Origin of the sequence: Gardnerella pickettii (assembly GCF_029226345.1) — a bacterium.
Classification (GTDB): domain Bacteria; phylum Actinomycetota; class Actinomycetes; order Actinomycetales; family Bifidobacteriaceae; genus Bifidobacterium; species Bifidobacterium piotii.
In genome coordinates this window covers 1,176,051-1,202,186 of sequence record NZ_JAKNCU010000001.1, presented here as the reverse complement: position 1 = coordinate 1,202,186, position 26,136 = coordinate 1,176,051, and the positions used below count along the sequence as shown (strand labels likewise).

The 26,136-nt window shown below is 41.0% G+C and carries 19 protein-coding genes; 16 read left to right on the top strand and 3 right to left on the bottom strand.

Features of this window, described 5'->3' with window-relative positions:
* Positions 1–459: 459 nt before the first annotated feature.
* The 12 genes from MAF46_RS04810 (at position 460) to MAF46_RS04755 (ending at position 18,398) form a co-directional block, all read left to right on the top strand.
* Positions 460–1,935 carry an ATP-binding protein gene (locus MAF46_RS04810; protein WP_196485398.1) on the top strand — a complete coding sequence of 492 codons (1,476 nt, stop codon included), beginning with the start codon at positions 460–462 and terminating at the stop codon, positions 1,933–1,935.
* A 524-nt stretch (positions 1,936–2,459) separates the two neighbouring features.
* The gene (locus MAF46_RS04805; RefSeq protein ID WP_060785890.1) at positions 2,460–3,488 is read left to right on the top strand and encodes an FAD:protein FMN transferase; all 1,029 of its coding nucleotides are present in this window, start codon (positions 2,460–2,462) and stop codon (positions 3,486–3,488) included.
* 254 nt (positions 3,489–3,742) lie between these two features.
* Positions 3,743–5,347 (top strand): type I restriction-modification system subunit M, encoded by a 1,605-nt coding sequence (locus MAF46_RS04800; protein WP_060785818.1) that lies wholly within the window; start codon positions 3,743–3,745, stop codon positions 5,345–5,347.
* Entirely contained in the window at positions 5,344–6,489 is a 1,146-nt protein-coding gene (locus MAF46_RS04795) for a restriction endonuclease subunit S (protein WP_060785819.1), read from the top strand. The genes MAF46_RS04800 and MAF46_RS04795 overlap by 4 nt, the downstream gene beginning before the upstream one ends.
* Positions 6,490–6,726: 237 nt before the next feature.
* Positions 6,727–10,026: a type I restriction endonuclease subunit R gene (locus MAF46_RS04790; protein ID WP_060785820.1), complete on the top strand. Its 3,300-nt coding sequence runs from the start codon at positions 6,727–6,729 to the stop codon at positions 10,024–10,026.
* Between the two features lie 320 nt (positions 10,027–10,346).
* The gene (locus tag MAF46_RS04785) at positions 10,347–12,104 is read left to right on the top strand and encodes an FTR1 family iron permease (RefSeq protein WP_060785821.1); all 1,758 of its coding nucleotides are present in this window, start codon (positions 10,347–10,349) and stop codon (positions 12,102–12,104) included.
* Positions 12,105–12,177: 73 nt separating this feature from the next.
* On the top strand, positions 12,178–12,810 hold the full coding sequence (locus MAF46_RS04780; RefSeq protein WP_060785822.1) for an iron transporter: 633 nt from the start codon (positions 12,178–12,180) through the stop codon (positions 12,808–12,810).
* A gap of 118 nt (positions 12,811–12,928) precedes the next feature.
* A complete protein-coding gene (locus MAF46_RS04775) occupies positions 12,929–14,200 on the top strand; it encodes a DUF2318 domain-containing protein (RefSeq protein ID WP_060785823.1) in 1,272 nt (423 codons plus the stop codon).
* Between the two features lie 12 nt (positions 14,201–14,212).
* On the top strand, positions 14,213–15,610 hold the full coding sequence (locus MAF46_RS04770) for an ABC transporter permease (protein WP_060785824.1): 1,398 nt from the start codon (positions 14,213–14,215) through the stop codon (positions 15,608–15,610).
* Complete coding sequence (locus MAF46_RS04765) at positions 15,600–16,841, top strand: ABC transporter permease (protein WP_060785825.1); 1,242 nt, start codon at positions 15,600–15,602, stop codon at positions 16,839–16,841. Before MAF46_RS04770 ends, MAF46_RS04765 begins: the two co-directional genes overlap by 11 nt.
* 40 nt (positions 16,842–16,881) lie before the next feature.
* Positions 16,882–17,727 (top strand): ABC transporter ATP-binding protein, encoded by an 846-nt coding sequence (locus MAF46_RS04760; protein WP_081090824.1) that lies wholly within the window; start codon positions 16,882–16,884, stop codon positions 17,725–17,727.
* A 56-nt stretch (positions 17,728–17,783) separates the two neighbouring features.
* A complete protein-coding gene (locus MAF46_RS04755; RefSeq protein WP_060785826.1) occupies positions 17,784–18,398 on the top strand; it encodes an FMN-binding protein in 615 nt (204 codons plus the stop codon).
* Between the two features lie 124 nt (positions 18,399–18,522).
* Here MAF46_RS04755 and MAF46_RS04750 read toward each other — a convergent pair whose 3' ends face one another.
* Positions 18,523–21,903 carry an InlB B-repeat-containing protein gene (locus MAF46_RS04750; protein ID WP_219722686.1) on the bottom strand — a complete coding sequence of 1,127 codons (3,381 nt, stop codon included), beginning with the start codon at positions 21,901–21,903 and terminating at the stop codon, positions 18,523–18,525.
* A gap of 90 nt (positions 21,904–21,993) precedes the next feature.
* Here MAF46_RS04750 and MAF46_RS04745 point away from each other — a divergent pair, with 90 nt between their 5' ends.
* Positions 21,994–22,371, top strand: a complete 378-nt coding sequence (locus MAF46_RS04745; protein ID WP_308299570.1) for a DUF3800 domain-containing protein — start codon at positions 21,994–21,996, stop codon at positions 22,369–22,371.
* Positions 22,372–22,499: 128 nt separating this feature from the next.
* Here the strand turns inward: MAF46_RS04745 and MAF46_RS04740 are convergent, their stop codons facing one another.
* The gene (locus MAF46_RS04740) at positions 22,500–22,736 is read right to left on the bottom strand and encodes a hypothetical protein (protein WP_032813307.1); all 237 of its coding nucleotides are present in this window, start codon (positions 22,734–22,736) and stop codon (positions 22,500–22,502) included.
* Positions 22,737–22,995: 259 nt separating this feature from the next.
* Here MAF46_RS04740 and MAF46_RS04735 point away from each other — a divergent pair, with 259 nt between their 5' ends.
* A complete protein-coding gene (locus MAF46_RS04735) occupies positions 22,996–23,343 on the top strand; it encodes a hypothetical protein (protein WP_018631966.1) in 348 nt (115 codons plus the stop codon).
* 26 nt (positions 23,344–23,369) lie between these two features.
* On the opposite strand, the gene MAF46_RS04730 is transcribed toward MAF46_RS04735, so the two are convergent.
* Positions 23,370–23,873 carry a hypothetical protein gene (locus MAF46_RS04730; RefSeq protein WP_018631968.1) on the bottom strand — a complete coding sequence of 168 codons (504 nt, stop codon included), beginning with the start codon at positions 23,871–23,873 and terminating at the stop codon, positions 23,370–23,372.
* A gap of 192 nt (positions 23,874–24,065) precedes the next feature.
* Between MAF46_RS04730 and MAF46_RS04725 the strand changes: the two genes are divergently transcribed.
* Positions 24,066–24,806, top strand: a complete 741-nt coding sequence (locus MAF46_RS04725; protein WP_020759145.1) for a response regulator transcription factor — start codon at positions 24,066–24,068, stop codon at positions 24,804–24,806.
* A complete protein-coding gene (locus tag MAF46_RS04720) occupies positions 24,800–26,032 on the top strand; it encodes a sensor histidine kinase (RefSeq protein ID WP_060785828.1) in 1,233 nt (410 codons plus the stop codon). Before MAF46_RS04725 ends, MAF46_RS04720 begins: the two co-directional genes overlap by 7 nt.
* Positions 26,033–26,136 lie beyond the last annotated feature (104 nt).

The window sequence follows — 26,136 nt, the reverse complement described above, 5'->3', positions numbered from 1 at the left end:
ACACTCGAAGGCCCTTTTTGTATTCTGCTTATGTGTTTTCCGATTGCGTTTTGTTTGCTGCGTTCTGCTATTTGACTTAGTTTGCGCTAAGTAGCCATTGCGCTATGTCTATTACGCGTATTCCTTCAATGTCGTAGGAATCGTAGTATTTTTCACTTTTGAAAGCAAACACGTATTTCTACTTTCAAAACTGTAATATTTTTTAAGTTTTGAAAGTGAACCGTCTTGTGTAAAATCCAAAGTTTAGGTTATCAATGACTTAAACTTACGAAAAATAAAAGTTTAGGTTATAAATGACTTAAACTTGTGAAAAATCGAAGTTTAGGTCATAATATTTATAAGATTCGTAAGATTGTAAAATTCATAAAGTTTATGACTATGCAATTTTGTGACTTTGCAATCAACGTAAGCATTGTTTTAAGAATTTCTAAATTTTCTAAAGCGGAGTAGAGACTTATTATGGTAAATTTGCAAAAACAGTTACTTGGAAGCGCAAATATGCCAATGCGCAGTAATCGCCCTGCAATAGTCGGCAAAAATATTAAAAATCGCGATATTTACCTTAATCAGCTTATAGCTTTCAAAGATACAGAGCCTGTAAAAGTTGTGACGGGTATTCGTCGCTGCGGCAAGTCAACTCTGCTTAAGCTCATGCAAAAGTATCTACTCAACTCTGGGGTTGAGCAAAATCAAATTATATCTATAAACTTTGAGTCGCTCGAGTTTCAAGATATGAGTTACAAAGACTTATACAATTACGTTAAAAGTCGGATTGAATCCAACAGTATTGAATCCAACAGTATTGAATCCGCTGATATTGAGTCTTCTAGTATTAAGCATCCTAAAAAAACGTATCTTTTCTTTGACGAGCTTCAGCGTATAGATCGTTGGGAAGATGCAATTAACTCGTTTCGTGTAGATTTTGATTGCGATATCTATATAACTGGCTCTAACGCATACCTGCTTTCCTCGGAGTACTCAACGTACTTGTCTGGTAGGTATGTGGAAGTGAAAATGTATCCTCTTTCGTTCAAAGAGTTCGTTGATTTTCAGGATTATTCCATTGAAGAATATAAGTCTCCGCTCGGCGATTTGAAAAAAAGAGCGGTGAGCGCGAATGGTAGTAGTGTAGAGCTTGATGACTTGTTTGCAGCTTATATGCGTTACGGTGGTATGCCTGCAATCTGTGATATTGCTTTAGAATCAGGTTTTGATCAGAGTAGTGCAATGACTTTGCTGGACGGAATTTATTCCACTGTAGTAGTTCGCGATATACTCGAGCGCGAGAAGCGCCGCGGGCAAAGGCAGATTACAGACGCAGATCTTCTTAGAAAAATCATTATGTTTTTGGCAGATAATATTGGAAACAATACGTCATTAAATTCTGTGTGTAATACGCTTTCTTCTGAAAATCTTCTTGATGCTGTTGATAATAATTCTCGCGTCTTGCGCGCGCGCGGCGGCAAGCCTGCAACTCAAACTATATCCGCATATGTTAGTGCGTTAAAAGAATCTTACATGTTTTATGACGTTAAGCGCTTTGACATTAAAGGAAAGGATTATTTGCGCACTCTTGGCAAGTATTACATTGTTGACATTGGGTTGCGTAATTATTTGCTCGGATTTAGAGACAGAGATAGAGGGCATGCGCTAGAAAATGTTGTGTTCTTTGAGCTTTTAAGGCGCGGACATGATGTTGCTGTTGGCAAAATAGATAATTTGGAGGTGGATTTTGTTGCGACTTCTGCTTCCGAAAAGCTTTATATTCAAGTAACTGAAAGCATGATGGATGAGTCTGTGCGCGAGCGAGAGTTAAAGCCGCTTCGTAAGATCCAAAATAATTACGAAAAGCTGGTTATTACTTTGAGCAAGGCTTTAGATGATAATTACGAGGGCATTCGCGTTGAAAACATTGTTGATTGGTTGCTTAAGTAGGGTCTATAAGTAGGAATTACAAGTAGATGCTAGTGTTTTAGGGCTTTCGTTTGTGTTCGCTTGCGTTCACGCTCGAAGGCCCTTTTGTATTCCGCTTATTGCTTTCTGTTTATTATGTTTTGAGGCTTGCGTGAATGTCTTCTCACTTCGCAAAATTAAAAAATTTTCAAATTTGCGAAGTGGGATTTGGCTGGTTTTGCGAAGTGAGGTTTGCTTGGCATTAAAGCGCGTAAATCATGCTACTCGAAACGAGTGGCGTTATGTTGATGTTGTCGATGCTACCTATGTTTCTATAGTGCGTTTTTGCGAAAATGTAGGTATAGATGAGTATTTTTTGCGTGCTATGCCTTCATTTTGCCAAAATGTAGGTATAGAATGCGACTGCCTGTAAACCATGACGACATTTTGCTGTTTTGTGGCTTTTGGGGGATATTGTTGTGGTTTTTTATGATTGATAAAGTGTTTGATGTTGGGAGTAAGGCAAATGATGTTTTTGCGTGAGGAAAGCGATGTTTAGGAACGTTGTGGCGATTGAGCGCGCGCTTGGAACTGGGATTATTATCTCTAGCAGCGTGCCGATTTCGCAGCGCGTGCAGAAGCGGATTCGCGCTTTTGTTGAAGAGTATGAATCGGTACTTTCGCGCTTTCGTGCGGATTCGCTTGTTTCGCGCATGGCTTGTGCGGAGCATGGTGGCGAGTTTGAGTTTCCAACGTGGGTTCAGCCACTTTTTGCGCTTTATAGCGAGTTTTACGCTGCTACGCATGGCGCTTTCGACGCGTGCATTGGCGCGGATCTGCTTGCGCTTGGCTACAATAATTCTGTGCAATTCGTTCCAGAGTCGGCAGCTAGCGCGAGTTCTAATATAGGCAGTTGGGCTAATTATCGCCGCTCTTTGCCGATTGCTTGGTCGGATATTTCGCAAGATGGCGGCCGTGCAACGCTTTGCACAAATCAGCCAGTGCAGCTTGATTTTGGTGCAGCTGGAAAGGGCTATTTTGTAGATCTTGTAACACAGATTATTAAAGAGGAGCTTGGTAGTGAGATGCCTGCGGATAGCGATTCGCATGCGGATTTTGATTTTCTTGTAAACGCTGGCGGTGATATGCGCGCTTGTTTTAGCGAAGAGAATGATCAAATAAAAGTGGCTCTGGAAAATCCGTTTGACACAACTCAAGCAGTTGCAGTTGCATCAATCGCAAGCGGAGCATTGTGTGCATCGTCTAGTGCAAGAAAGCGTTGGAAAGTAAAAGAAGCAAGTTGCTTAGGTAAAGATGCAAGTGGCTTTGAGTCTAATTTAATTGCGACTCACTTGATTAATGCGCTTGATGGCATTCCTGCTTGCGATTTATGCGCAAGTTGGGTTTATATTCCTGCTAAAACTTGCGATTTTCCAACAGCTTACGCCGATGCGCTCGCAACTGCGTTGTTTGTATCGCAAGAAAGCGATTTGCAAAAAATCGTGCAAACTACCAGTGCTGAGTTTGCTGTAATCTCGCCAAATAGTGCGCTTCGCAAAACGCGCGTATTCCCAGCGCACTTTTTTGCCGAATGATGCTGAATAATGCAGGATAATGCAGGATAATGCCAACTAATGCCCAATAATGACTATGCGAGCTAACTTGCTTGCAAGAATCGAAGCTAGGCTAAGCGATGCGAGTGGCGTTGCTGCTGATTGTGCGCGTTTACAGTAGAATATTAAAGAACGCTTATTTAATTATTGCGTAATATTGCGTAATATTGCGCTTGTTTAATTAGCTTATATATTGCGCATACGCTTGCACAAATTGCACAAATAGGGAGCAGCAAATGGACACTCGCAAAGAAGAAGAACGCGCGGAATTGCATCGCACGATTTGGAAGATTGCCGACGATTTGCGAGGTTCAGTTGATGGTTGGGACTTCAAAGCATACGTATTGTGCACAATGTTTTATCGCTATATTTCCGAGAATTTATGCGATTATATTAATAAAGATGAGCATGAATCTGAAGGCGGAGATCCAAACTTTGATTATGCAAAAATAAGCGATGAAGATGCAGAGCCTCTTCGCGGTGACATGATTAGTGAAAAAGGCTTCTTTATACTTCCTAGCGAACTGTTTTGCAATGTGCTTAAGAACGCTCCTCAAGATAGCAATCTAAACGAAACATTAAGCCGCGTGTTCCGCAATATTGAAGCTTCTTCTCAAGGCACTGATTCGTCTGGCGATTTTAAGGGATTATTCTCCGATTACGATGTGAATAACATTAAGCTTGCAGACACTGTTGAAGGCCGCAATAAGCGTTTTGTTAAGTTATTACAAGTGATTAGTGAGATGAGGCTTGGCAGTGTAAACAACAATGTGATTGAGGCTTTTGGTGACGCTTACGAGTATTTGATGGGCTTATACGCTTCGAACGCTGGCAAGTCTGGCGGCGAATACTTTACGCCTGCAGAAGTCTCAATGCTGCTCACGCGCCTTGGAACCGTTGGAAAATCAAGCATTTCAGACGTATACGACCCAGCATGCGGATCTGGGTCACTTCTGCTAAAAGCGAAAAAAGTGCTAGGCATTGAAAATATTAATGGCGGTTTTTACGGTCAAGAAAAGAACGTTACTAGCTACAACTTGTGCCGCATGAATATGTTTTTGCACGATGTGAATTTTGATAAGTTTACTATTACTTGCGGCGATACTCTTATAAATCCGCAAATCGATGCTAATAAAAAGTTTGAGCTAGTTGTTTCTAATCCGCCTTATTCCACGAGTTGGGAGGGGGATTCTAATCCGTTGATGATTAACGATCCTCGTTTTGCTCCAGCTGGAGTTCTTGCTCCAAAAAGCAAGGCAGATATGGCGTTTGTGTTGCACTGTTTAGCGCATCTGGCGGAAGATGGTGCTGCTGCTATTGTTTGCTTCCCTGGGATTATGTACCGCGGTGGAGCCGAGCAAAAGATTCGCCAATATTTAATTGAGCATAATGCTGTTGATTGCGTGATTCAACTTCCAAGCAACTTGTTCTTTGGCACTTCGATTGCTACATGCATTATGGTTTTGCGCAAAAATAAGCAAAACGACACTTCTATATTGTTCGTTGATGCTAGCCGAGAGTTTGTAAAGTCAACGAATAGTAACAAGCTTTCGGATGAGAACATTGAGCAGATTGTTAACTGGTACACTTCTAGGCAAGATGTGGAGCATATTGCGCACGTAGCGTCTTTGGAAGAAGTGGAGTCCAATAAATATAATCTTTCTGTTTCCACATATGTTGAAGCGGAAGATATTCGCGAAAAGATTGATATTACGGAGCTTAACTCGCAAATTGCATCGATTTGCGCTCGCGAGCAAGAGTTACGCGAACAAATTGAGAAAATTGTAAGTGAGATTGAAGCTGGCAGCGTTAATTCTGATAATAGCGAGGTGGCTCAATGACTAGCAAACTTGAGGATTTAATCGCTGAATTGTGCCCGAACGGTGTGGAGTATAAGAAGATTGGCGATATTGCGGATGTAAAAACTGGGAAAAGTAACGGTAATGAAGCAGAAGAAGATGGTCTATATCCATTTTTTGTGCGTTCTGAAAATATAAAGCGTAAAAACGATTGGGAATACGACGAAGAAGCAATTATAATACCTGGTGAAGGTGGGATTGGTGATATTTACCATTACATAAAAGGTAAATATGCATTGCACCAACGTGTGTATCGTGTACATTTTGAGGAGCCAATAGTTAACACGCGTTTTGCATATTACTATTTTAAGTCTAATTTTAAGCGATTTATTATTCGTAAAGCAGTAAGCGCTACCGTTACTTCAATACGGAAACCAATGATTGAAGATTTTGAAATCCCAGTGCCGCCGCTTGATGTGCAAGCGGAGATTGTGCGGATTTTAGATACGTTTACAGAGCTTACAGCAGATCTTACAGCAGAGCTTACAGGTCGTAAAAAGCAATACGAGTATTATCGCTATACCTTGCTCACCTTCAACGATAATAATCCTCTATACTCGCTTATCCAACGCTACTGCCCAAACGGTGTGGAGTATAAGAAGATTGGCGATATTGCGGATTATGAGCAGCCAACGAAATATATTGTAAAAAGTACAAGATATGATGATTCTTTTACTACTCCAGTATTGACTGCTGGACAGAGCTTCATACTTGGATATACAGATGAATTAGATAATATTTATTTAGCATCAAAAGATAATCCTGTAATTATTTTTGATGATTTTACTGGCGCAATTCAATGGGTTGATTTTCCATTTAAAGTTAAATCATCTGCTATGAAAATGATTACAGCGAAGCCTAATGTGTTAATACGATATTTATACCATTGGATGGCACTTCTTGGATTTTCTTCTTCGGAACACAAACGTCTTTGGATTAGCACATATTCTAATTTTGAAATCCCCGTTCCGCCTCTAGAAGTGCAGCGCCAAATCGTACAAATTCTGGATCGATTTGACGCACTTTGCAATGATTTAACTCAAGGCTTGCCTGCAGAAATCGAAGCTCGTCGCAAGCAATACGAGTATTATCGCGATCAACTCCTAACCTTCAAGCGTGCGTAATGTAGTTATGCACAATTTATGTAAAGTAAACTATAAAAGCGTATTTAGTATTACAATTTACATAAATTACATTTCTAGTGAGACTCGCCGAAGAGATTGAGGAGGTAAGAAATGTCTGCTAAACTTGCCAGTAATAGCAGCCCCCTAAGCCTACTAACAGTGCTCAAACCTGGGGGTTCTTCTTTGCCTCTTACCCAAATTGTGAAAAAGATGTGATGTGAGTAAGAAGGAAGCAAAATGAAAATTGTGTTAGAGAATCAAGATAGCACTGTAATGTCTACGTTTACGCCGAGCGCGCGCAATAACGGCAACTATCAAAGCGAAGCGCAACTCGAAGAAGAGTTCATTAACATTTTGCAATCCCAAGGCTACGAGTACGCTCACATTCACAACGAGAAAGATCTTATAGCAAATCTTCGAGTGCAAATCGAAAAGCTCAACGACTATCATTTTTCAGATGACGAGTGGGAAAGATTTTTCAAAGAAAATATTGCAAACAGCACTGACGATATAGTTAAGAAAACAGATACTATTCAGCGAGATAACGTTAAAATACTCAAAAAAGATGACGGCACAGATAAGAACATTACTATTATTGACAAAGAAAATATTCACAAGAATATTGTGCAAGTAATCAACCAATATGCTGTTAATGCAAACGATAATGCAAACAATAATGATGCAAATGGCCCTGCGCGTAGCAATCGTTACGATGTGACTGTTCTAGTAAACGGCTTGCCAATGGTTCACATTGAGCTAAAGCGCAGAGGCGTGCCTATTAGAGAAGCGTTCAATCAGATTAACCGTTATGCTCGCGACTCATTTTGGGCTGGAAGCGGACTATTTGGATACGTGCAAATTTTCGTAATCTCAAATGGCACTGAAACAAAGTATTACTCTAACTCAACTCGCAATAATGCGTACAACGAGCAGAAAAGTAGAGGATCTAGCAAAACAACAACAAGTAACAGTTTTGAATTTACAAACTATTGGTCCGATGCTCAAAACACTATAATCTACGACTTATGCGATTTTGCTAGAACCTTCTTTGCAAAGCACGTAATTCTTAACATTCTTACAAAATATTGCGTTTTTAATGCAGACAAATGCTTGATGGTAATGCGACCATACCAGATTACTGCAGCAGAAAACATAGTGGATCGCGTAAAATACATGTTTGCTAATGCAAGCAAAATACCGGCAGCAGAGCGACAAAAGGGCGGATATATTTGGCATACTACTGGATCTGGTAAAACGCTAACTAGCTTCAAAACATCGCAGCTAGTAAAAGCGTTAAAAGACGCAGAAGGCAAGAATCTTGTTGACAAAGTTTTGTTTGTTGTAGACCGTAAAGATCTTGACTATCAAACAATGAGAGAATATAACGCGTTTGAAAAAGGGTCCGCAAATAGTAACACTTCAACAGCTGTACTTACAAAACAGCTAGAAGACAATACCGAAAAATGCAGGCTTATTATAACCACTATTCAAAAGCTTAGTAGGTTTATAAGCAGCAACCCAAGTCATGAAATTTACAAAAAGCGCATAGTGTTTATTTTTGACGAATGCCACAGAAGCCAGTTTGGAGGCATGCATGCAGATATTGTAAAACACTTTAAAAATGCTCTGCTTTTTGGGTTTACTGGCACGCCAATTTTTGAAGCGAACGCTGCTGGCTCCGACGCTGCGCATATTTCTACAACCGAGCAAACCTTTGGACCGTGCTTGCACACGTACACAATCATTAACGCGATTAACGATAAAAACGTGTTGCCATTCCGTGTGGAATACGTTGCTACTGTAAAAACGTCGAGCGAGCTGGAAAAAGCAACCGACGAATTGGTTAAAGATATTAATCGATCAGATGTAATTAGGCACCAAGCTCGCGTGCATAATGTTGTTCAATACATTATTGAGCATTTTAGTCAAAAAACGTATCGCAACGAGAAAACTTACAAATACAAGCGCATTATTAACGTTAAAGAACTTGCTGCAGATAAGCATAATACTTTAGAGACTAAAAAATCTTCTGAAGCAGTTGACGTAAACGGCTTTAATTCAATCTTTGCTGTTGCAGACATTCCTCTTGCAAAAGCGTATTACAACGAGTTCAAAAAGCAGCAGCAAAATCTGCCTCCAAGTGAACGCTTAAAAGTAGCAACTATTTTTAGCTATGCAGTAAACGAGGGTGAGTCAGATTCTTCGGCGTACGCCAACGGCATGGGTTCTCTTGGAGAAGAAAATTCCGAAAGTACTGCAAAGCTAGACGCAAATTCGCAAGAATTCTTGGAAAGCGCAATAAAAGACTATAACGAAATGTTTAATACTGCGTATGATGCGTCAAATAACAAATTCCAAAACTATTACAAAGATGTTTCGCTTCGCATGAAAAATAAGGAAATTGACGTTTTGATTGTAGTCAACATGTTTCTAACTGGTTTTGATGCAACAACTTTGAACACGCTTTGGGTAGATAAAAATCTTCGCATGCACGGGCTTATTCAAGCGTTTTCGCGCACAAATCGAATCTTAAATTCCGTTAAAACATTCGGAAACATTGTGTGCTTTAGGGATTTGAGTTATAGAGTTGACGAAGCGGTAAGTCTTTTTGGAGATAAAGATGCGCAAGGAATTGTGCTTTGCCCTACGTTTGAGCAGATTTTCAACGGTTACGTTGACGATAAAGGAATTGAGCGTTGCGGATACAGTGATTTAGTAAATGAGCTTATGGAAAAGTATCCGCTGCAAGGATTCAACATTGTTGGAGAAGAGAATCAGAAAAAGTTTATATCGCTTTTTAGCAATATTTTGCGCTTGCGTAACATGCTGAAAGCTTTTGATCAATTTGAAGGCAACGAAATAATCAAAGAGCGCGATATGCAAGATTACTTGGGGCATTACCAAGATTTGCATGAAGAGTGGAAGCGCAAAGAGCAAAAAGGCGAGATTGCAGACATTACGGATGATGTTGTGTTTGAGATGGAGCTTGTGCGCCAAGTAGAAGTAAATATTGACTACATTTTGATGTTAGTAGAACATTACCATAGCAAGCATTGTAAAGATAAAAATGTTCTTGCCTCTATTAGGGTGGCGGTTGACTCTAGCCCGCAGTTGCGTAGTAAAAAGAAGCTTATTGAAGGGTTTATTGCGCAGCTTAACGAGAATGAGCTTGGGAAGCTTGTGGATTCTGAAGGTAACATTACCGTTTACGATTCTAACGGCAACAAGTTGAGCATTGTTGATTGCTGGAGCGAGTATGTTGAGCAAAAGTATAATCATGATTTGGAGCAACTCGTGCAAAGTGAAGGATTAAACGATGCTTTGACTCGCAAGTTTATGGAGAAATCTTTTAGCGCTGGCGAAGTGAGTGAGCTTGGTACAGACATTAATGATTTAATGCCTAGAATGAGCAGATTTGGCGCTGCGGCTAAGGCGCGCGCTGAGAAGAAAAGTCGCATTGTAGAAAGTATGAGAAACATGTTTAATGAGTTTGTTGGGCTTATTGGCTTTTCTCAATACGATTCGCAAAAAGATTGATAATTATCGTTATCAATATCATTTTTGTAATATTTGCGAGTTTTTTGCGCTGAACTATATCAATCTACTTGATATATCGATATTATGTTGATGGGGTTACTTGCGAGGCGACTTCAAATATAACAAAACGGAACAAGTTCTAGCAAAACAGAACAACCGCGTAGAAATCGCCAAAAAATTTGAACGATTAAAACTGAAGACTAAAAACTGAAGCTAAAACTTAAAGATAAAAGCTCCAGCAAAACTAAAAAATAGAACGAAAATAAAAGAAGTTGGGTGCGCTCGATGGGGATTAGAGCCAAAGGAGATATGGAGACATTATGCACGCGTGTGCAAAAGCGCGCCAAAAAGCACAGCAAGTGTATGCATTTTTACTTGCGATATGCGTTTTTGTAAGTTGCGCAATAGGGTTTGCTGGAATTGCTGGTGTTGCTGGGTTTGCTGGGCTAATCGCAGCTCCAACGCCTGCTTATGCTACGGATGCCAATAAAACATACAACACTTGGTCGGAAGTTTCTTTAGCTATTAAAAGTCAGCTAGAACAAGGCAAAAGCGAGTATGCAAACGCAAATATGGCAGGAGCAGCAACCAGGTTTCAAGCTGCATACAACTCTGTTTATGTAGCTTCAAACATGATTACAGTTGTGCGAGATACGATTAGTCAGAATAAAGTTCAATCGCAAAGTGACCAATTCCAACAGTTACAAACGCTGGTATATCAACCAAATCAGGCCGCGCAAATTAGTGAAGTTGTATCTGCTCTAGAAGAAGACGTTGCGCAAACAGCATCTCAATTAGACTCAAATGCAAATCTAGATAAGCCGAATGTTTATGCATCCAAATTGCGTGCGCAAATCGCAAAAGAACGCAAAAAGCTCGATGCTGCAAAAAAGAAGAATCTTGGGCGAAACGGCAGAACTTGGAGTCAAGTAGCGCGAGAAATGAACGTTATACTCGACAAATCTGCATCAACGTATAAAGCAGCAAAAGCAAATAAGCAAGAAGTTGCAAAAGCTGTTGATTTAGTGAACGAAGCCTATTACCAGTATTACGAAAAGCTCGGTTTCGAGAAGAACGTTATGAACGCAATAAGCGGAAGCCGAGTAAGCACTGTTGAATATCAATTCAAAGAGTGCAGGCAGGCTATGAACAATGGCAAATCATTTGCGCAAACAAAAAAGCTGTTTACAGATCTTAAGTCAATGCTTATTGAAGATGCATCCAAGCTAGACGGCGGAGCGGCGGCTAATGCCAATGTGTTTATGCAATTTATAACAAGCTCCTTTGGTCAGGCTTTTATAATCTTGTTGCGCGAAGGGTTGGAAGCTCTGCTGGTTGTTGCTGCAATAATCGCATATCTTATTAAATCTGGGCACAAGCACATGGTTAAGTACATTTACATGGGTCTTGTTGCTGGAATTGCGGCGTCGCTTGTTGTTGCTGCGCTATTTGGATTGTTGTTCAATGGCTCTGGACCGCAGCAAGAGATTACGGAAGGCGTTGTGGCGCTGTTTGCAATGCTTATGCTGCTGTACACAAGCAATTGGATGATTTCAAGATCTTCTGTGCAAGCTTGGAACGAGTATATTCGCAACCAAACGACGGCAGCTGTTTCTAAAGGCAGCCTGATTTCTCTAGCGTTGCTAAGCTTCCTAGCAGTGTTTCGCGAAGGCGCAGAAACTGTGATTTTCTACCAGGCGATTTTTGCTGTATCAAGCGGAGCTGACTCCATGATTTGGGGCGGATTCGTGGCCGCAGCTGCTGTTCTAGTTGTAATCTTCTTACTGATTCGCTTTGCGTCTGTGCGCATACCGATTCGCCCGTTCTTTGCAGGAACAAGTGCGCTTATGTGCATTTTAGTGGTGATTTTTGCTGGCGGAGGTGTGCATGCGCTTATAGAGGGTGATGCGCTCGCTGGCGCGTATATTCAAGGCTTGCCAACTAACGATTGGCTTGGATTCTATCCGTACGTTGAAACGATTTCGGCGCAAGTCGTAGCTGCAATCGTAGTTGTTGCGCTGCTTTGCGTAAGTTTTGTGCGCACGCGCAAATCGCAAGCAACCGTTGACAACCGTTAACGGATAGTCAAAACTAAAAATCAAAACTAAAAATCAAGCAATAATAAACAATAACTAATAGAAAAGGTTAGATATGAAGAATAAAAAGATGATGGCAATTGCAGCCTTAGCGCTTGCAGGAATGCTAACACTCACTGGCTGTGGCGCAAACGGAAATGCAGCAAAGTCTGCGTCAAAGCCACAATCATCTGAGCAGAAGGCCGACGATAAGGGCGGAGACAAGGGCTTTGAAGAGGTTCCAGTTGGACCTCACCAAGACCAGAACATTGGCCCGCTTACGATTGGCGCTGTGTACTTCCAGCCAGTCGACATGGTTCCAGCAGGCATGGGCTTAAAGGCAAGCGAGGCAAGCTTCCACCTTGAAGCAGATATTCACGCAAACAAGAAAGGTACACAGCTTGGCTACGGCAAGGGCGAGTTTATTCCAGATTTGACTGTGAATTATCAAATTATTGATAAGGCGAGCGGTGACGCTGTTGTAAAGGGAACGTTTATGCAAATGAACGCTTCCGACGGCCCACACTACGGCGCAAATGTTAAGCTCGATAAGGCTGGAAACTACAAGTTAGTGCTTTCTGTTGAATCGCCAGAAAAGAAGGGTTGGATGCTTCACGTAGATCCTGCTACGGGCGTGACTGGCCGATTCTGGACTGAGCCAATTACCGCTACATTCGACGATTGGAAGTACACTCCACGTCAGTGGTAGTTTTTGCCAGTGGTAGTTTTTAAGAATAAAAACAACAAATAAATAATGCATAATGTATAAATAATGCATAATGTATAAATAAAAAACAAAAATCATGTAAACAGCAAAGGAGGGAGACATGCTCAGGCTGTTCGTTACAGTTCTTCCAGGGCTGCTCCCTCTTGCGCTGCTTACAATGGGATTAAGCTCAACGCTAAGCGTTGGCGAGGGACGAGATAAGCCAATCAGCTGTCGCTGGCGACTTTTTGGTTTGATTTTTGGAACAGTTGCGGCGCTTGTTTTTGCATTTTTGCGCGCAAGCGTGGTGATTAATCAGCGCAATTTTGTGAATCTTCCAGCGCTTTGCATTGCTGTTCCGCTAGATATTGCAACAATCGCTTGTGTTGCTGCGTCTGGCAAAACGGTTGCAAAATGGCGCAAAAATCCGCTGCCCTTGCACATAAGTAATGCAATTGGCGCGCTTTGCCTAGCGTTTACAGTGTTTTACGCGCTTCCAGACGTGATTTTGCAGCTTACGATTTTCGTTGACTCCAGCACGCCTCCATTTACTTCCGACATGCTTCTTCGCGCACTAGGATTTATTCTTGGCGCGGCTGCTGCGATTTGCATAAGTCTTATGGTTCGTTCTTTGCGCGCAACCGCCAGTAAAGTCGCCTTTAGAATCGCGATTATTCTAAGCATAATAATTTTGCTAATTCAGCATTTAACATCCCTGCTGCAAATTATGCAAGGAAGTATTTTGCTGTATATAGACGATTTTTCGTTTAGCATTCTTGTTTGGCTTATAAACAACGCTCCGCTTATGATTATTGCGCAAATTTGCGTGTTTTTGATTCCTGCATTTGCGTCTATTGTAATTGGTTTTAAGACGCCTGTAGATGGAGAAAATCCTGCACAAATCCGCGCAAAGCGAGCGTTTAAGCGCAAGTCTAGAAGGTCTGCGCTTGCGGCGCTAATGGCTGCAATCGTAGTAATACTTACGCTTACTGCTGGCGTGTCTCTTATGAATATTAAGCCAACGCTTACGCCACCAGAACCGTACGAGTTGCATGATGGCGTAGCAACAATCAACTTTGTGCAAATTAGCGATGGCCACTTGCATAGATTCCAATACAAAGCTAAAGATGGCACTGTTATGCGCTTTATAATCATCAAGAAAAATGGTGGAGCGTATGGAGTGGGCTTGGACGCTTGCGAAAATTGTGGAGACGCAGGCTACTACGAAAAAGACGGCAAGATAATATGCCGAAAATGCGATGTTGCAATAAATTTGGCGACTATTGGTTTTAAGGGCGGATGCAACCCGATTCCATTCCCATACAAGGCTGGTGGTGGCAAAATTACCATTCACACAGCCGATTTAGACGTGCTTAGCTCGCACTTTAAGTAGGAGTGCTTGCAAATGTTTATGATTCGAATGATTGCGCGATCTCTTGCAAGGCAGATTAAAAAGCGAGTTCTTATAGCGATTGTTGTGTGCTTGAGTGCGTGTGTAAGCGTTGCAATGCTTAGCGTTGTTTACGACGTTGGAGACAAAATTAACGCGGAGCTTAGCTCTTACGGATCCAATATTATTGTTCAGCCTAAGTCGAATGCTGTTGTGAACGACTTGTATGCGTCTCGCACAAAGTCGGCTTATAGTAATTCTCAATCTTCTCAATCTTCTCAAACTTTGGCGGATGCTGAAAGTCAAGAATCTACCGCTTTTTTGAAGGAATCGGATGCTGCAAAAATCAAAATGATTTTTTGGGCGTTTAACATAACGAATTTTGCGCCAAAACTAACGATTTACGCAAATCTTAAGGCAAATTCTTCTGCCGAATCTGCTAATTCTGCTAACTCCTCTAATTCCACTAAATCTGCTAATTCAGTAGTTCCGATTGTTGGCACGTGGTTTAATCGCAAGCTTGCGCTCGCTTCTGGAGAGACAACAGTTGTTGGCGTGCAAGGAATGCGGTCTTGGTGGAAGATGCTTGAAGGCAGATTCCCGCGCGATTTTAAGCACGAGGCCGCTGTTGGCACAAATCTTGCTAAAAGTCATAATTTAAAAGTTGGTCAGCTAATAAAACTAACTCGTTCTGGCAGACAAATCTCACTTAAAATTGTTGGCATCTACGATTCTGGAGATAGTGACAATAACGCGATTTACGCGGATTCCAGCCAGGCACAACGCCTTTCAAACAAGCCAAATATGGTTGAGGCGATTGAAGTTAAAGCATTGACTACGCCAGAAAACGATTTAGCGCGTAAAGCGGCGAAGAATCCAGCGGCTCTTAGCCAAGAAGAGTGGGAGACGTGGTATTGCACAGCCTACCCAAGCTCGATTACTTACCAAATTGAAGAAGTGATTCCAGGAGCTGTTGCAAAGCAAGTGCGGCAAGTTTCGGCTATGCAAGGCAGCGTGCTTAACAAGACGCGCGCTGTGATGGTGCTTATGACGGCGCTTAGCTTGGTTGCGGCGGCTGTTGCGGTTGCGAATCTTATGGCAGCTGCGATTTCGGAGCGCTCGGGGGAGCTTGCGCTGCTCAAGGCGCTGGGTGCGCGCGATGGCGCTGTTGCGCGGCTAATGCTTATGGAAACAGCGGTTATTGCGTGCGTTGGTGCGCTAATTGGCATGATTGCAGGCTTTGGAGTTGCGCAAGTGATTGGATTTGGCGTGTTTGGTTCTGCGATTTCGCTTCGACCAATGGTGTTTGTGCTGGTGTTTGTTCTTCTTGCGATTACTGTTCTTGCTGCCGCTGGCTCTTCTATTCGCTCTATTTTGCATGTGCGTCCTGCGGAGGTGCTTCATGGGCGTTAAATCTGGTTCTGGTATGACTTCTAATAGCGCAATGTTTGCAACTATGCTTTTTGGCGCGGTTTTTCGCCGAAAGTCGCGTGCGCTTATGGCAGTAGTTGCAACTCTTGTTGGTGCTGCAACGCTGTTTTGTTTGGCTGCAATTTGCATTGTTGTTCCTCAACAAATGAGTGACGAAATGCGCGCGTATGGAGCGAATATTATTGTGACGCCGCTTGCAGGCGAGTGGAAGAATGGCATTGATCGCGCAATGGTTTTGCACACTAACGACATGGTTCTTGCAAAAGGCGCTATGCGATCTGCTACGTACCGTTACGAAAATGTGCGCATTAATGCGGCTCCGTACGTGCTTGCTGGAGTAGATGTTTCCGCTGTTAAGTCGCTTAATAAGCATTGGAATGTGGATGGCGCTTGGCCTAGCAGTGGAAACGTTATGGTTGGGCGAGATGTGTCTTTTGCTATGGGCTTGAAGATTGGCTCGCGCATTGCAATCGCGTATCGCGCTGGCGATAATTCCTCGGATTCGCATAAGCCTGCACAAAAATCTTCCCAAAATAAGCTTGTTGAAGGCAGAGTTTCCACAGATATTATGGATACTCACGGCACAACTTTCCGCGTTTGCGGCATTTTAGACACGGGAGACGCCGAAGATTCCATGCTTTACGCAACTAACGCGGATTTGCGTGTGCTTACAGGCGTTAAGCGTGGCGCGGACGTGATTGCTTACTCGTCTTCTGCGCCGAACGTAGATGCGGTTGTGCGCAGCATTAACGATATGACTTCTATGCGTGTTCGTGCGCAACAAGTTACTAAAGTTACAGCGGCAGATACTGGCATTATTGCTATGCTTCGCAGCCTATTTTGGATTGTTTCGCTGGTTGTTCTTGCGTTGATGATGGTTGGCGTAAGCACTACGATTTCTTCGATTGTGCAGCAGCGCCGAAATGAGATTGGCTTGCGCAAAGCTTTGGGTGCGAGCGCTAAGAGCATTGGCATTGAGTTCACTGCGGAATCTGGGCTTTATGGTTTTATTGGCGGAATCGCTGGTACGGCAGTAGGGTATGGATTTGCGCGATTGCTTGCGTCAATGGTGTTTGCGCGAGATTTGAGCGTGAATTGGTGGCTGGTGGCGTTTTCTATTGTGTTTAGCGTTGCAGCGTCTTGCGTTGCTGCGTTGCCGCCTGTTTTGCGCGCTTCAAAAATCGACCCTGCGATTGTGCTTCGAGAAGAATAGCTTTTATAGTGATTTTAGAGTGATTGGTTAAGGATTTAATATGACAGAGAATAAAGAAACTAAGCTGGAGAGCACAAAAACTGAGCCAGAAATGCTGTTGACTTTGGACCACGTTTCCAAGATTTACGGCTCTCTTCGCGCTGTTGACGATTTGTCGCTTACTGTGCCGCAAGGCGAGTGGCTTTCGATTGTTGGCTCGAGCGGCTCTGGCAAAACTACGCTAATGAACATTATTGGGTGCATGGATTCGCCGTCTAAAGGCTCCGTTGCTTTGCAAGGCCGCAAACTCGAGGATTTGAACGCGGGCCAGCTTGCAGACGTTCGCAAAAACGTAATCGGCCTTGTGTTTCAAAAGTTTTATCTTGTGCCACATTTAACAGCAGTTGAAAACGTGATGGTTGCGCAATATTATCATTCAGTTGTAGATGAATCGCAAGCAATGGAAGCCTTGGAGCGAGTTGGATTAAAGGATCGCGCTCACCATTTACCAAGCCAGCTTTCTGGCGGTGAGCAGCAGCGCGTGTGCGTTGCGCGTGCGCTTATTAACTGCCCGAAGTTGCTTCTTGCGGATGAGCCGACTGGTAATTTGGACGAAAAAAATGAGCAGATTGTGCTCGATTTGTTTAAGCAGCTGCACAAGCAAGGCACTACGATTATTGTTGTAACGCATGATTCTTTGGTAGCTCAATGCGCGGATCGTGAAATTATGCTCAACCACGGTGTGCTTGTTGGGGAGCGTTGGAATAATGAGGATGCGCGCAAAGCGTACGAGGCGATTGGTGGCAAGCCTGCGTTTACGAGTGCGCATGTTGATGAAAGCGTTGCGCAATCTTTGCAAAATCATGAGCCTACTAAGTCGCCTAAATTAGCGAATTTAGATGATTAGTTTTTAGATGATTAGTTGCTCATAGTTTTAATTTAAGATTTAAAGGCGATGATTTTATGGTTTCAGATAATATGTTTCATAATGTTTCACGCTGCAATAATTTGCGTGATGATTTGAAGTCTAAAAAAATTGCAAAAACGGTTGCTGCGATTGCGGTTTTGGCTAGTTCAAGTGCTTTTCTTGCATCTTGCGGTGAGCCGAGCGCTGTTCCAATGAATGATGAGTTTGCTGGTAATTCTGGTCAAAGCGAAAACGATAGTGGCAATGCTTCGAAGTCTTACGATTCTGGCGCTCAACAATCGCACGCTTCTGCGCAAAGTGAAGATTCTGGGGACTCTAAAAACCAATCTAAAACCGATACTGGCAACTACAAAGATGGCGATTACAAAATCAAAGCTACGTATGGCCCAGTTGCAGAAGACAGTATTGATGTGAATTTAAGCGTTGCAAGCGGCAATGTGAGTAGTGTTGAAATTACGCCTCACCCGTTTACGCCAATCTCCAAAAAACACATGAGCGCTTTTAGCGAGGCTATTCCAGGTAAAATCGTTGGAAAGCCGTTGAAAGATTTGCATATCTCGGTTGTTGCTGGAGCAAGTTGGACTAGTGATGCCTTCAACAAAGCGCTTGACGTTGCTCGTCAAGAGGCCTCAATTCAATCCGCAAAATAATTTACAGCAACCTTAATTTTTAATATAACCGTGATTATATTGTTGAATATTTGTGTGTATTAATAGGGGTTAGTACTGCAGTTGTTTACAATACTAACCCCTATTTTGTTTATTTTTTATGAAATTATTGCTTATTTATTTTTATGCGCTTTAATTTTGCTATTACTACAGCAAGTCCGAATATTGCAATCGCAGCAAAGGCAGTTAGTAATATTTCGCTTCCTGTTTTTGGAAGTTGGTTATTATCGTGTTTGCGTTTTTCTGCAATTTTATTATTCGGATTTTCTTTTGGTTGTGGCGCAGGGTTTGGTGTTTTTTCTGGCGTCGGCTTATATTTTGGCCATGGTGTTTGTTCTGGGGTTGGTTCTGGAACGGGTGTAGGTTCTGGAACAGGCGTTGGTTCTGGAACAGGCGTTGGTTCAGGAACTGGTGCTGGCGGTGTTGGGGGTGTCGGCGGAGTTGGAGGAGTTGGAGGATTATATTCTACTGTGAGAGAAATATCATTAGCGCCTGCTGCTGCGTCAGAGTTTTTCCCTTCGCTTGTTTGCGAGCCGTTCCAAGTAAAGTCAAATAATTTTGTTGTTCCATTAAATGTTGCAGCTGCGTGGAATGAGCCCGATACGGTTCCAACAATTGTAGCTTTTCCGGAGAAATCTTGGTTTATCTTTATTCCCGGAATAGTGATTTTCATTGCGTCGCCAAGATTTGTTTGTACTGCTGTCTGTAATTCCGCATACGTTTTAATACCAGATTTCAAATTAATAGTAACTGTTACAGTTTTGTCTTTAACTTGCACATCCTGGATAGCAAAAGTATCTGAGAATCCATCGAGCTTAAGCGTATTTTTTGTGATATTTTCAGGCAGCGTTAAACTGTCTGGGATAGTAAATGTAGCCATGAAAGAAGATGTCATATCGCTTAGAGCAATATTGCTATAATCTGTCGCTTTTACTTTGTTAAATTTATTTTCTATCGCTTTCATTTGGTCTTTTACTACTGAAGCTGTGATTGTGCCAGTGAAATCAATAGTTTGTCCTGGTGTAACTTTGTATGCTGTAGTTGCTGTGTTATCGCCAGTTAATAAATCTGCAGGAAGATTAATATTCTCCTGCTGTATGTGTTCAATGCTTGGATCAATCTTCCACTTAAGGTAGAAGGTAAGATCATCGTTCACTTTTGGATCATTGTCAATAGTAGCTTTTTCTGTTCCATCCTTGTCTTTGAACCAGTAGTAGTAATCTGTGCTATACACATAGCCAAAGAGTGAGTTTTCTTTTTTCTCATTTATTAAATGATAATATTTGCGCGTGGCAAGATTCGTATAATTTGCATCTGAATCGGAACTTGCTTTGCCACTAATGCCAGGTGTGTCTATATTGACATTATCATCCAAACTTTTAATAAGATTGATTAGCGTCTTGTTTTCGCTAAATTTTGCTGTTTTCTTAACAACAGCAACATCTCCACCGTGCTCATCTTTTTTAATCTCAAATACTTTTGTATTTTTCTTAAAAATACTGCTATCGGAGAAAGTTCCGCCGTTTGCTGAGAATTTTACTGTAAATTCTTTTTCTTCCCAATTTGCATATAAGTCAATTAAGTTTTTATTCTTCGCTATAGCAATATTGCTACCTGCTTTTACAGTCTTGCCTTTGCCGTTTTTCTCTGTGGTCCAACCTTTGAAGACCATTCCTTCGCGGGCAAATTTTGCATTATTCTTAATAACTTCGTCGAATGAAAGAACTTTGCTGGTGCGTTTTGGGTTAGTTTCACTAACAAGGTATGTTGCATCATCTTGAGCGCAATTATGGTAGCGAACAGCATAAGATGAGGCATCTTTTTCCCATTTTGCATACACTGTTGTGTCGCTTGTTATAGGCATACTTTCAGTAAATTGTTGCTCTTTATTCTCAGCGTTCTTGAAGAACCACCCGAGGAACTTATATCCAGGAGCAATTGGATTTGCTGGTACTTCAGTACTTCCTCCTGCCACTGTTTTTGCAAAGTTTAATGCGTAACCTCGTACGGCAAGGGATTCTTTTGCTTTAGTTGAAGAGTCAGAGAATATAGCTTCTTTAGCTTTTTTAGAATCCTCAGCATTTGTATCATTGAGCTCGAATGTCACTTTTGCTGCTGGAACCCATACGTGCTTTTTGTTATCTTTAGAAGCTTTTTTAACTGAGTATATGTAGGCATTTCCATTTTTGTTAATTGGTTTTATCTCATTTACAGAACTATCAGCAAGAGTAAAGAGACTTAGCCTTTCATTACCGTTTTCTTTACCGTTTACAGGAACAGTGCTTCCCCTGTTGCTGTGATAATCAGGAGCATATGTAACCATGTGCGAGCCTCCAGTAACAACATAGCTATTTCCTGTTCCAGCTCCACCATCTGCATTTTTGATTGCCGGGCTATCTATTAAGCAGTCTTCTCTAAGTTCAATAGATCCGTTTTCCTGAGCTCCAAAAAGCGCTCCACTATTTTTTCCATTGCCTTTGATTGTAGAATCGGAGATAATTACTTTTCCGGTATTTACATTTAAGCCGCCAGTGCCACCATTATTAAATTCAAGAGTAGAGTTGGTAACAGTTAATTTTCCGTTTGATATTCCAACGGAAATGCCTGCTGTAGATCCTGCATTCGCAACAATTCGTGAATTATTGGTAACAGTTGAGTCGCCTTGAATTGTTAAACCAGTTGAGTGCCTCCAACCAATTTTATTAATCACAAACTCCGAATTATCCATGTTTAATTTGTTTACGTAGTATGACATTCCAAAGCCTGCTACAGTAAGTGAAGAATTCTTCAAAGTTAAATCTCTTGCATCAAACCATGTGCGAATTTGTGATTTAACGTTAATAGTAGCGTTTTCGAAAGTAATACCATCAGCATAAAAATCTGTATCACAGTTGTCGTCAGCAGTAATTGTTAATTTATCTTTGCTTGTACCTTTTACTGTTCCCGCAAGGTAGATTCCGTTACTGTCTTTTACTCCGTTATCTTTGAAATTGTATGTGCCGTCCGTAATAAGAGAGCCTTCTTCTGCTGTAAGTGCTACCTTAAACGCAGTCATTTTCAATTCGCCGTCACCGCGAAGTGTGGAACCAGATTTCAGCGTGATTCCATCGTTGGCACTATTCGAGCCTGTTATTGTGGCGCCGGATTTATCGATAGAAAGTGTAATGCCTTGTGGAATTTCTATAGGTGCATTAAGTGAAAAATTGCCTTTAATGTTGATATTTGCAGGTTTTTGTGTGGCTTTTTCAAGAGCTTTTTGAATAGTTTTTAATGGCTTACTTTCAGATCCATCGTTTGTGTCTGATCCGTTTGTGCCATCTACAACAAGTTGTGTTTTTGGAGCTGGGTTAGTTACGGTTACTTCTGTTGATGGGGGGGGGGTAACAGCTAATGCACTTATTGGATATACAGAAAGTAGCGACATTGCTGCAATGATAGTTGAAGCAGTAAGTATGCGCATGCCTTTATATTTATTATTTCTTCTCATTGTTAGCTCCATATTATCTGCTGAAGTTTGGCATTAGTTAATGCATCGTATTAGTACAATCTCTACACTATACCCGTAGAAGGTAAAAGTATACTCGTATTTGTATTAAACACAATAGCTCATAAATATTTACATAATCTAATTTACGGAATGATAGTTATTGATGCTCGTAATAGTAAGCAAAATAAGCAACTTGATGATTTCCATTTTGACCTGCTTAATAATCATGACTCACATCGAGCTGATTATAACAATTTAATTGAAGGATTATTTATAGCAGCTTCGCATCACAGCGTAGGTGTACAGTTTGCAGATTTAGTTGCAGGAGCAGTTTATAGAAAATGCTCTAAAAGAGATTCAACTTTTTATAATATGATAAGAAATAACGTTCGTAGAAATAGTCAAGGTAAGGCGGAAGGATTCGGAGTAGTCGCCGTGCCTAATGGTAGCTGCATTATTGAAAATTGAAATAATAAAAATAGACGCCGTGTTGAAGATTAACCTCAAACCTGCAATATGGCGCAGTCACGGCGTAACGAAGTTATATCATAAATTGCTTATTGTTTGCAATATTGCGTTTTAGTACCATATCTACCTTAATCTTTGACTTCAAGAATAGTGCCTTCGTCGCGAATCATCGCCGCTGCCATAGCTCCAGTTGCTGCCATAAATGGAATAATCGCATTTCTGTATTCGTTCATGAACTGTGCAAAATCATGATTCCAAGATATAAGCGCAACGTACAAAAGAAGGAATTCGATTGCTGTAAATATTGCCCACTTAAGAATCCAAATAAGCGTTTTTTTAATAAGTTTTATAGAGTCCTTGCTCATGAGTTGTTTCCCTTCCAATTTGCTGTTTTGTTTGTGAGCATTGTAGCTAATTCATGTACATTGCTTATCGTTCGTATGCATTTTGTATTTCTAGTATAAATGCTGCAAGTCTTCGAGAAATACTATGTACTCAGAACTTAGTACTCAAGATTGCACGGAAAATGTTTGTAATTAGACTTAAAGCAACGCACAAATATATTGAAAATATGTGTTGCGAATATAAGTTGTGAATATATTACAAATACAAGGAGATACAAACATGAGTAGCGCAAATATTGGTAGTGTAAGCATGAGTGATTTTGGCATAAACTCTTGGCAGCCAGAAGATAACGTAAACAAAATAGGAAAAGTTTGCGAAAATAGCATTAATCAAATTCAAAAGCAGGAAGATAACTTTGCGGAAAATAGTAGCGAAGAGCTTTCGCAAGATGAAATTGATGAATTAGCTAAGCAATTAGAAGAATTCTTTACAAAATATATTGTGCTAGAAAATGGCTCTTTTGTTGTAAAAGAGGATGCTATTATTGCAGACGGTTATGGCGATCACATAGAATATTTTCGCAATGCTGCAAAAGGATTAAATCTTTCAATGGAAGATCAGCAATAAGCTTAAATCCTTAAAGTCTTAAATCTTTAAAAATCGCTTTCATCAATAGGGTGACCTTGTGGGCGCTTTATTACTCGCCACAAAATCACCAATGTTAAAACGCCGTTTGCAATTCCGTAGTAATAAATCCAAGGAACGTGAATAAGCCCACAAATAAAGCATGAAATAATATTTATTAAATTATTTGAGTAATTGTTGAGTATTTGCTTATTTTGTGATTCGACTTTTTTGCGTTCTTGCTCAAGCGTAATTATGTAATCTTTGTTGTTCTCTGTATTCTCAACATCACTACTTATGCTGTTAGCGCCATCGCCATCAATCTTAGATATATTATTTTCTATATACGCATTTTTTTCTTTAATAACGCTTTTACGCAAGAAAAAATATGCATAAGAATACAATGCAACAGAAAGAAGTCCTAGAACAAGCCACAAAACGAAAAAGTCAAAGCTACGCATAAAAGCAGCTGTTGAGGCAAGCGCCATCGCAGCTACTTCTGCGGAGTGTAATACTACTAATCGTTTTGTCATATAATCCTGCTGCAATCATTATTGAATATGAATTTCAACGCAACCAAAAGTCACATATTGTTACTTATTATAACCAAATTTGACTTACGTGCATTACTTGTAATCATTTATTACTACACAATTTGCCCTACTTTGCGCGCGTTTATAAAGTAGAATATAAGAAAAGTAGCGTGTGATTGCAAGAAAGCCATTATGCCAAAAACGTATGCAATAGTAGATAACGACCCATTAGTTTTAGCGGTTATGCGAAACGTGCTCAGCAAGCTTTTGCCAAGCGAGTACGTGTGCAAATGGTGCGTAAAATCAGGCGTGCAAGCTTTGAAATATTGCCAAGTAACAAAAACCACTCCGGATTATATTTTGATAGATATGTCAATGAAAGACATGTCTGGAGTAGAGGTAATACGCGCAATTCGTGAACAAAACAACAGCATTGTTTTAATTGGCATGACTTCGTACGATTGTAGATCCTACGCTTCGATGGTTTCGCAAGTTGGTGGGCAAGCTATGGTTGCTAAAGACAATTTCAAAGGACTAGCAGAAGCTTTGCAATATTGCGATAATCAGCACGTGTATGGCTGCCGTTGCGTTAAGAATGTTGCTTACGATTTTGCTACTCCGCAAGAATCTTTTATTAGACTTTCTAAATCAAGGTCGCGCAGCGTTTTGCCGCCTCAAGAACTAAAAATCATGGATTTGCTTGCTAAAGGCTACACAACAAATCAGATTGCGGCTCAACTTGGTCTTATGCCAAACACTATTAACACGCATATTCATAGGATTTACAAAAAATTGCACGTTTCTAACCGCGTGCAAGCAATATCCGCATTTGCTGCAATGCAAAATCGTGAGCAAGCTAGCAATCTGCAATATGCTTATGATTCGACGCAAAATCACCCGAATCCTTCTCAAGAAACGGATAGCGCATGTTAATGAAAACATTTTCGCGTGTTATTGAGTTGGTTAAAAGCTGGAAAATTCAGCGAACTTTATTCATAATATTGGCGATTCTTGTAGTGTCAATGGATGTGCAATCTTGCAATACAGCTTGGTTGTGGCGCAACCCATTACAATCTGCGTGCCAATACATTTGGATGTTTGCAACTTTTCTTATGATTGCTTTTCCGCGTCAAATATCCCTCGTAACTCCGATTTTATATTGCGTAACGTTAGCAGTACCAGGCGTAAATGCAACCTGCGTGTTTTTTGCGCTGCTCGCTAGCATGCTTGTTGCAGGCTTTTATGATTCGTGGAAGTATTTGCTTTGTGCGTACATAGTTTCGCTGAATATTATGTACTTTGCAAAAATGGCGTACATTCCGCTTACTTTCCCTTGTTTTATTCTTATTTCCATGATTTGCGGTTACGCTTTGCGCAAGTATTTGAACATGTTGGAAGAAAATAATCGCGCAAAAATGGATATTGTGCGCAGTGAGTTCCAGTCTTATATTGCTTCTGTTGCATTGCAATTGCACGACGATGTGAACAATGAGATTACGGATATTACATTGCTTGCGACTGATGCTTTGTATGCCGAGAAAAGTGATCATACAAAAGAGTCGCTAGAGCAGATTGTTGAGCATTCTCGTAATGCGCTTTCTAAAACGCGACTTGTTATTAATCTACTTGAGCAAGCTGAGCATAAGTATGATGATTCTTTAGATTCAAATATTGCTAGTATTGCTAGCACGCAGTTCGTTTATGGTTCTAATGGTAATGATTGCATGACTTTGGCTGATTTCTTATGCAATATTCGCGCGCGCTTACAGGCTGAACGTAAGATTTGTGAGCAGCTTGGGTACTATGGCTCTCTAACAGTAAATGATGAAAGTTCGGTAAGTAACGATTTTGCTGCATCTGCAATAGTTGATGCCGAAAAAGCTCAATGTGCTATTCGCATGTGCAGCGAGCTGCTTACTAATATTCGCAAGCATTGCAATACTAGCGTTGATTTTTCTATGAATGTTACGGTTGATGAGCGCGAATGCAAAATAATGTGTATGAATTCGATTTCGACGTTGAATAAGTTTGGTGAAAGGCTTGTTTTTGGCAAAGGGCTACTATTCCACAAAAAATCTGTGGAACGTTTAGGTGGATCTTTAAGCGCGCAAAAAGATGACGACACTTGGCTGGTCAATGTTGTTATTCCACTAAACTAGCATCACTCAAATCATGCGTTATCGTGGCAAAAATCGCAAAATTAGCAAAAACTGCCACGATAACGTGTATAACATAGCAACGAAACAGCATTCTGCATTGCAAA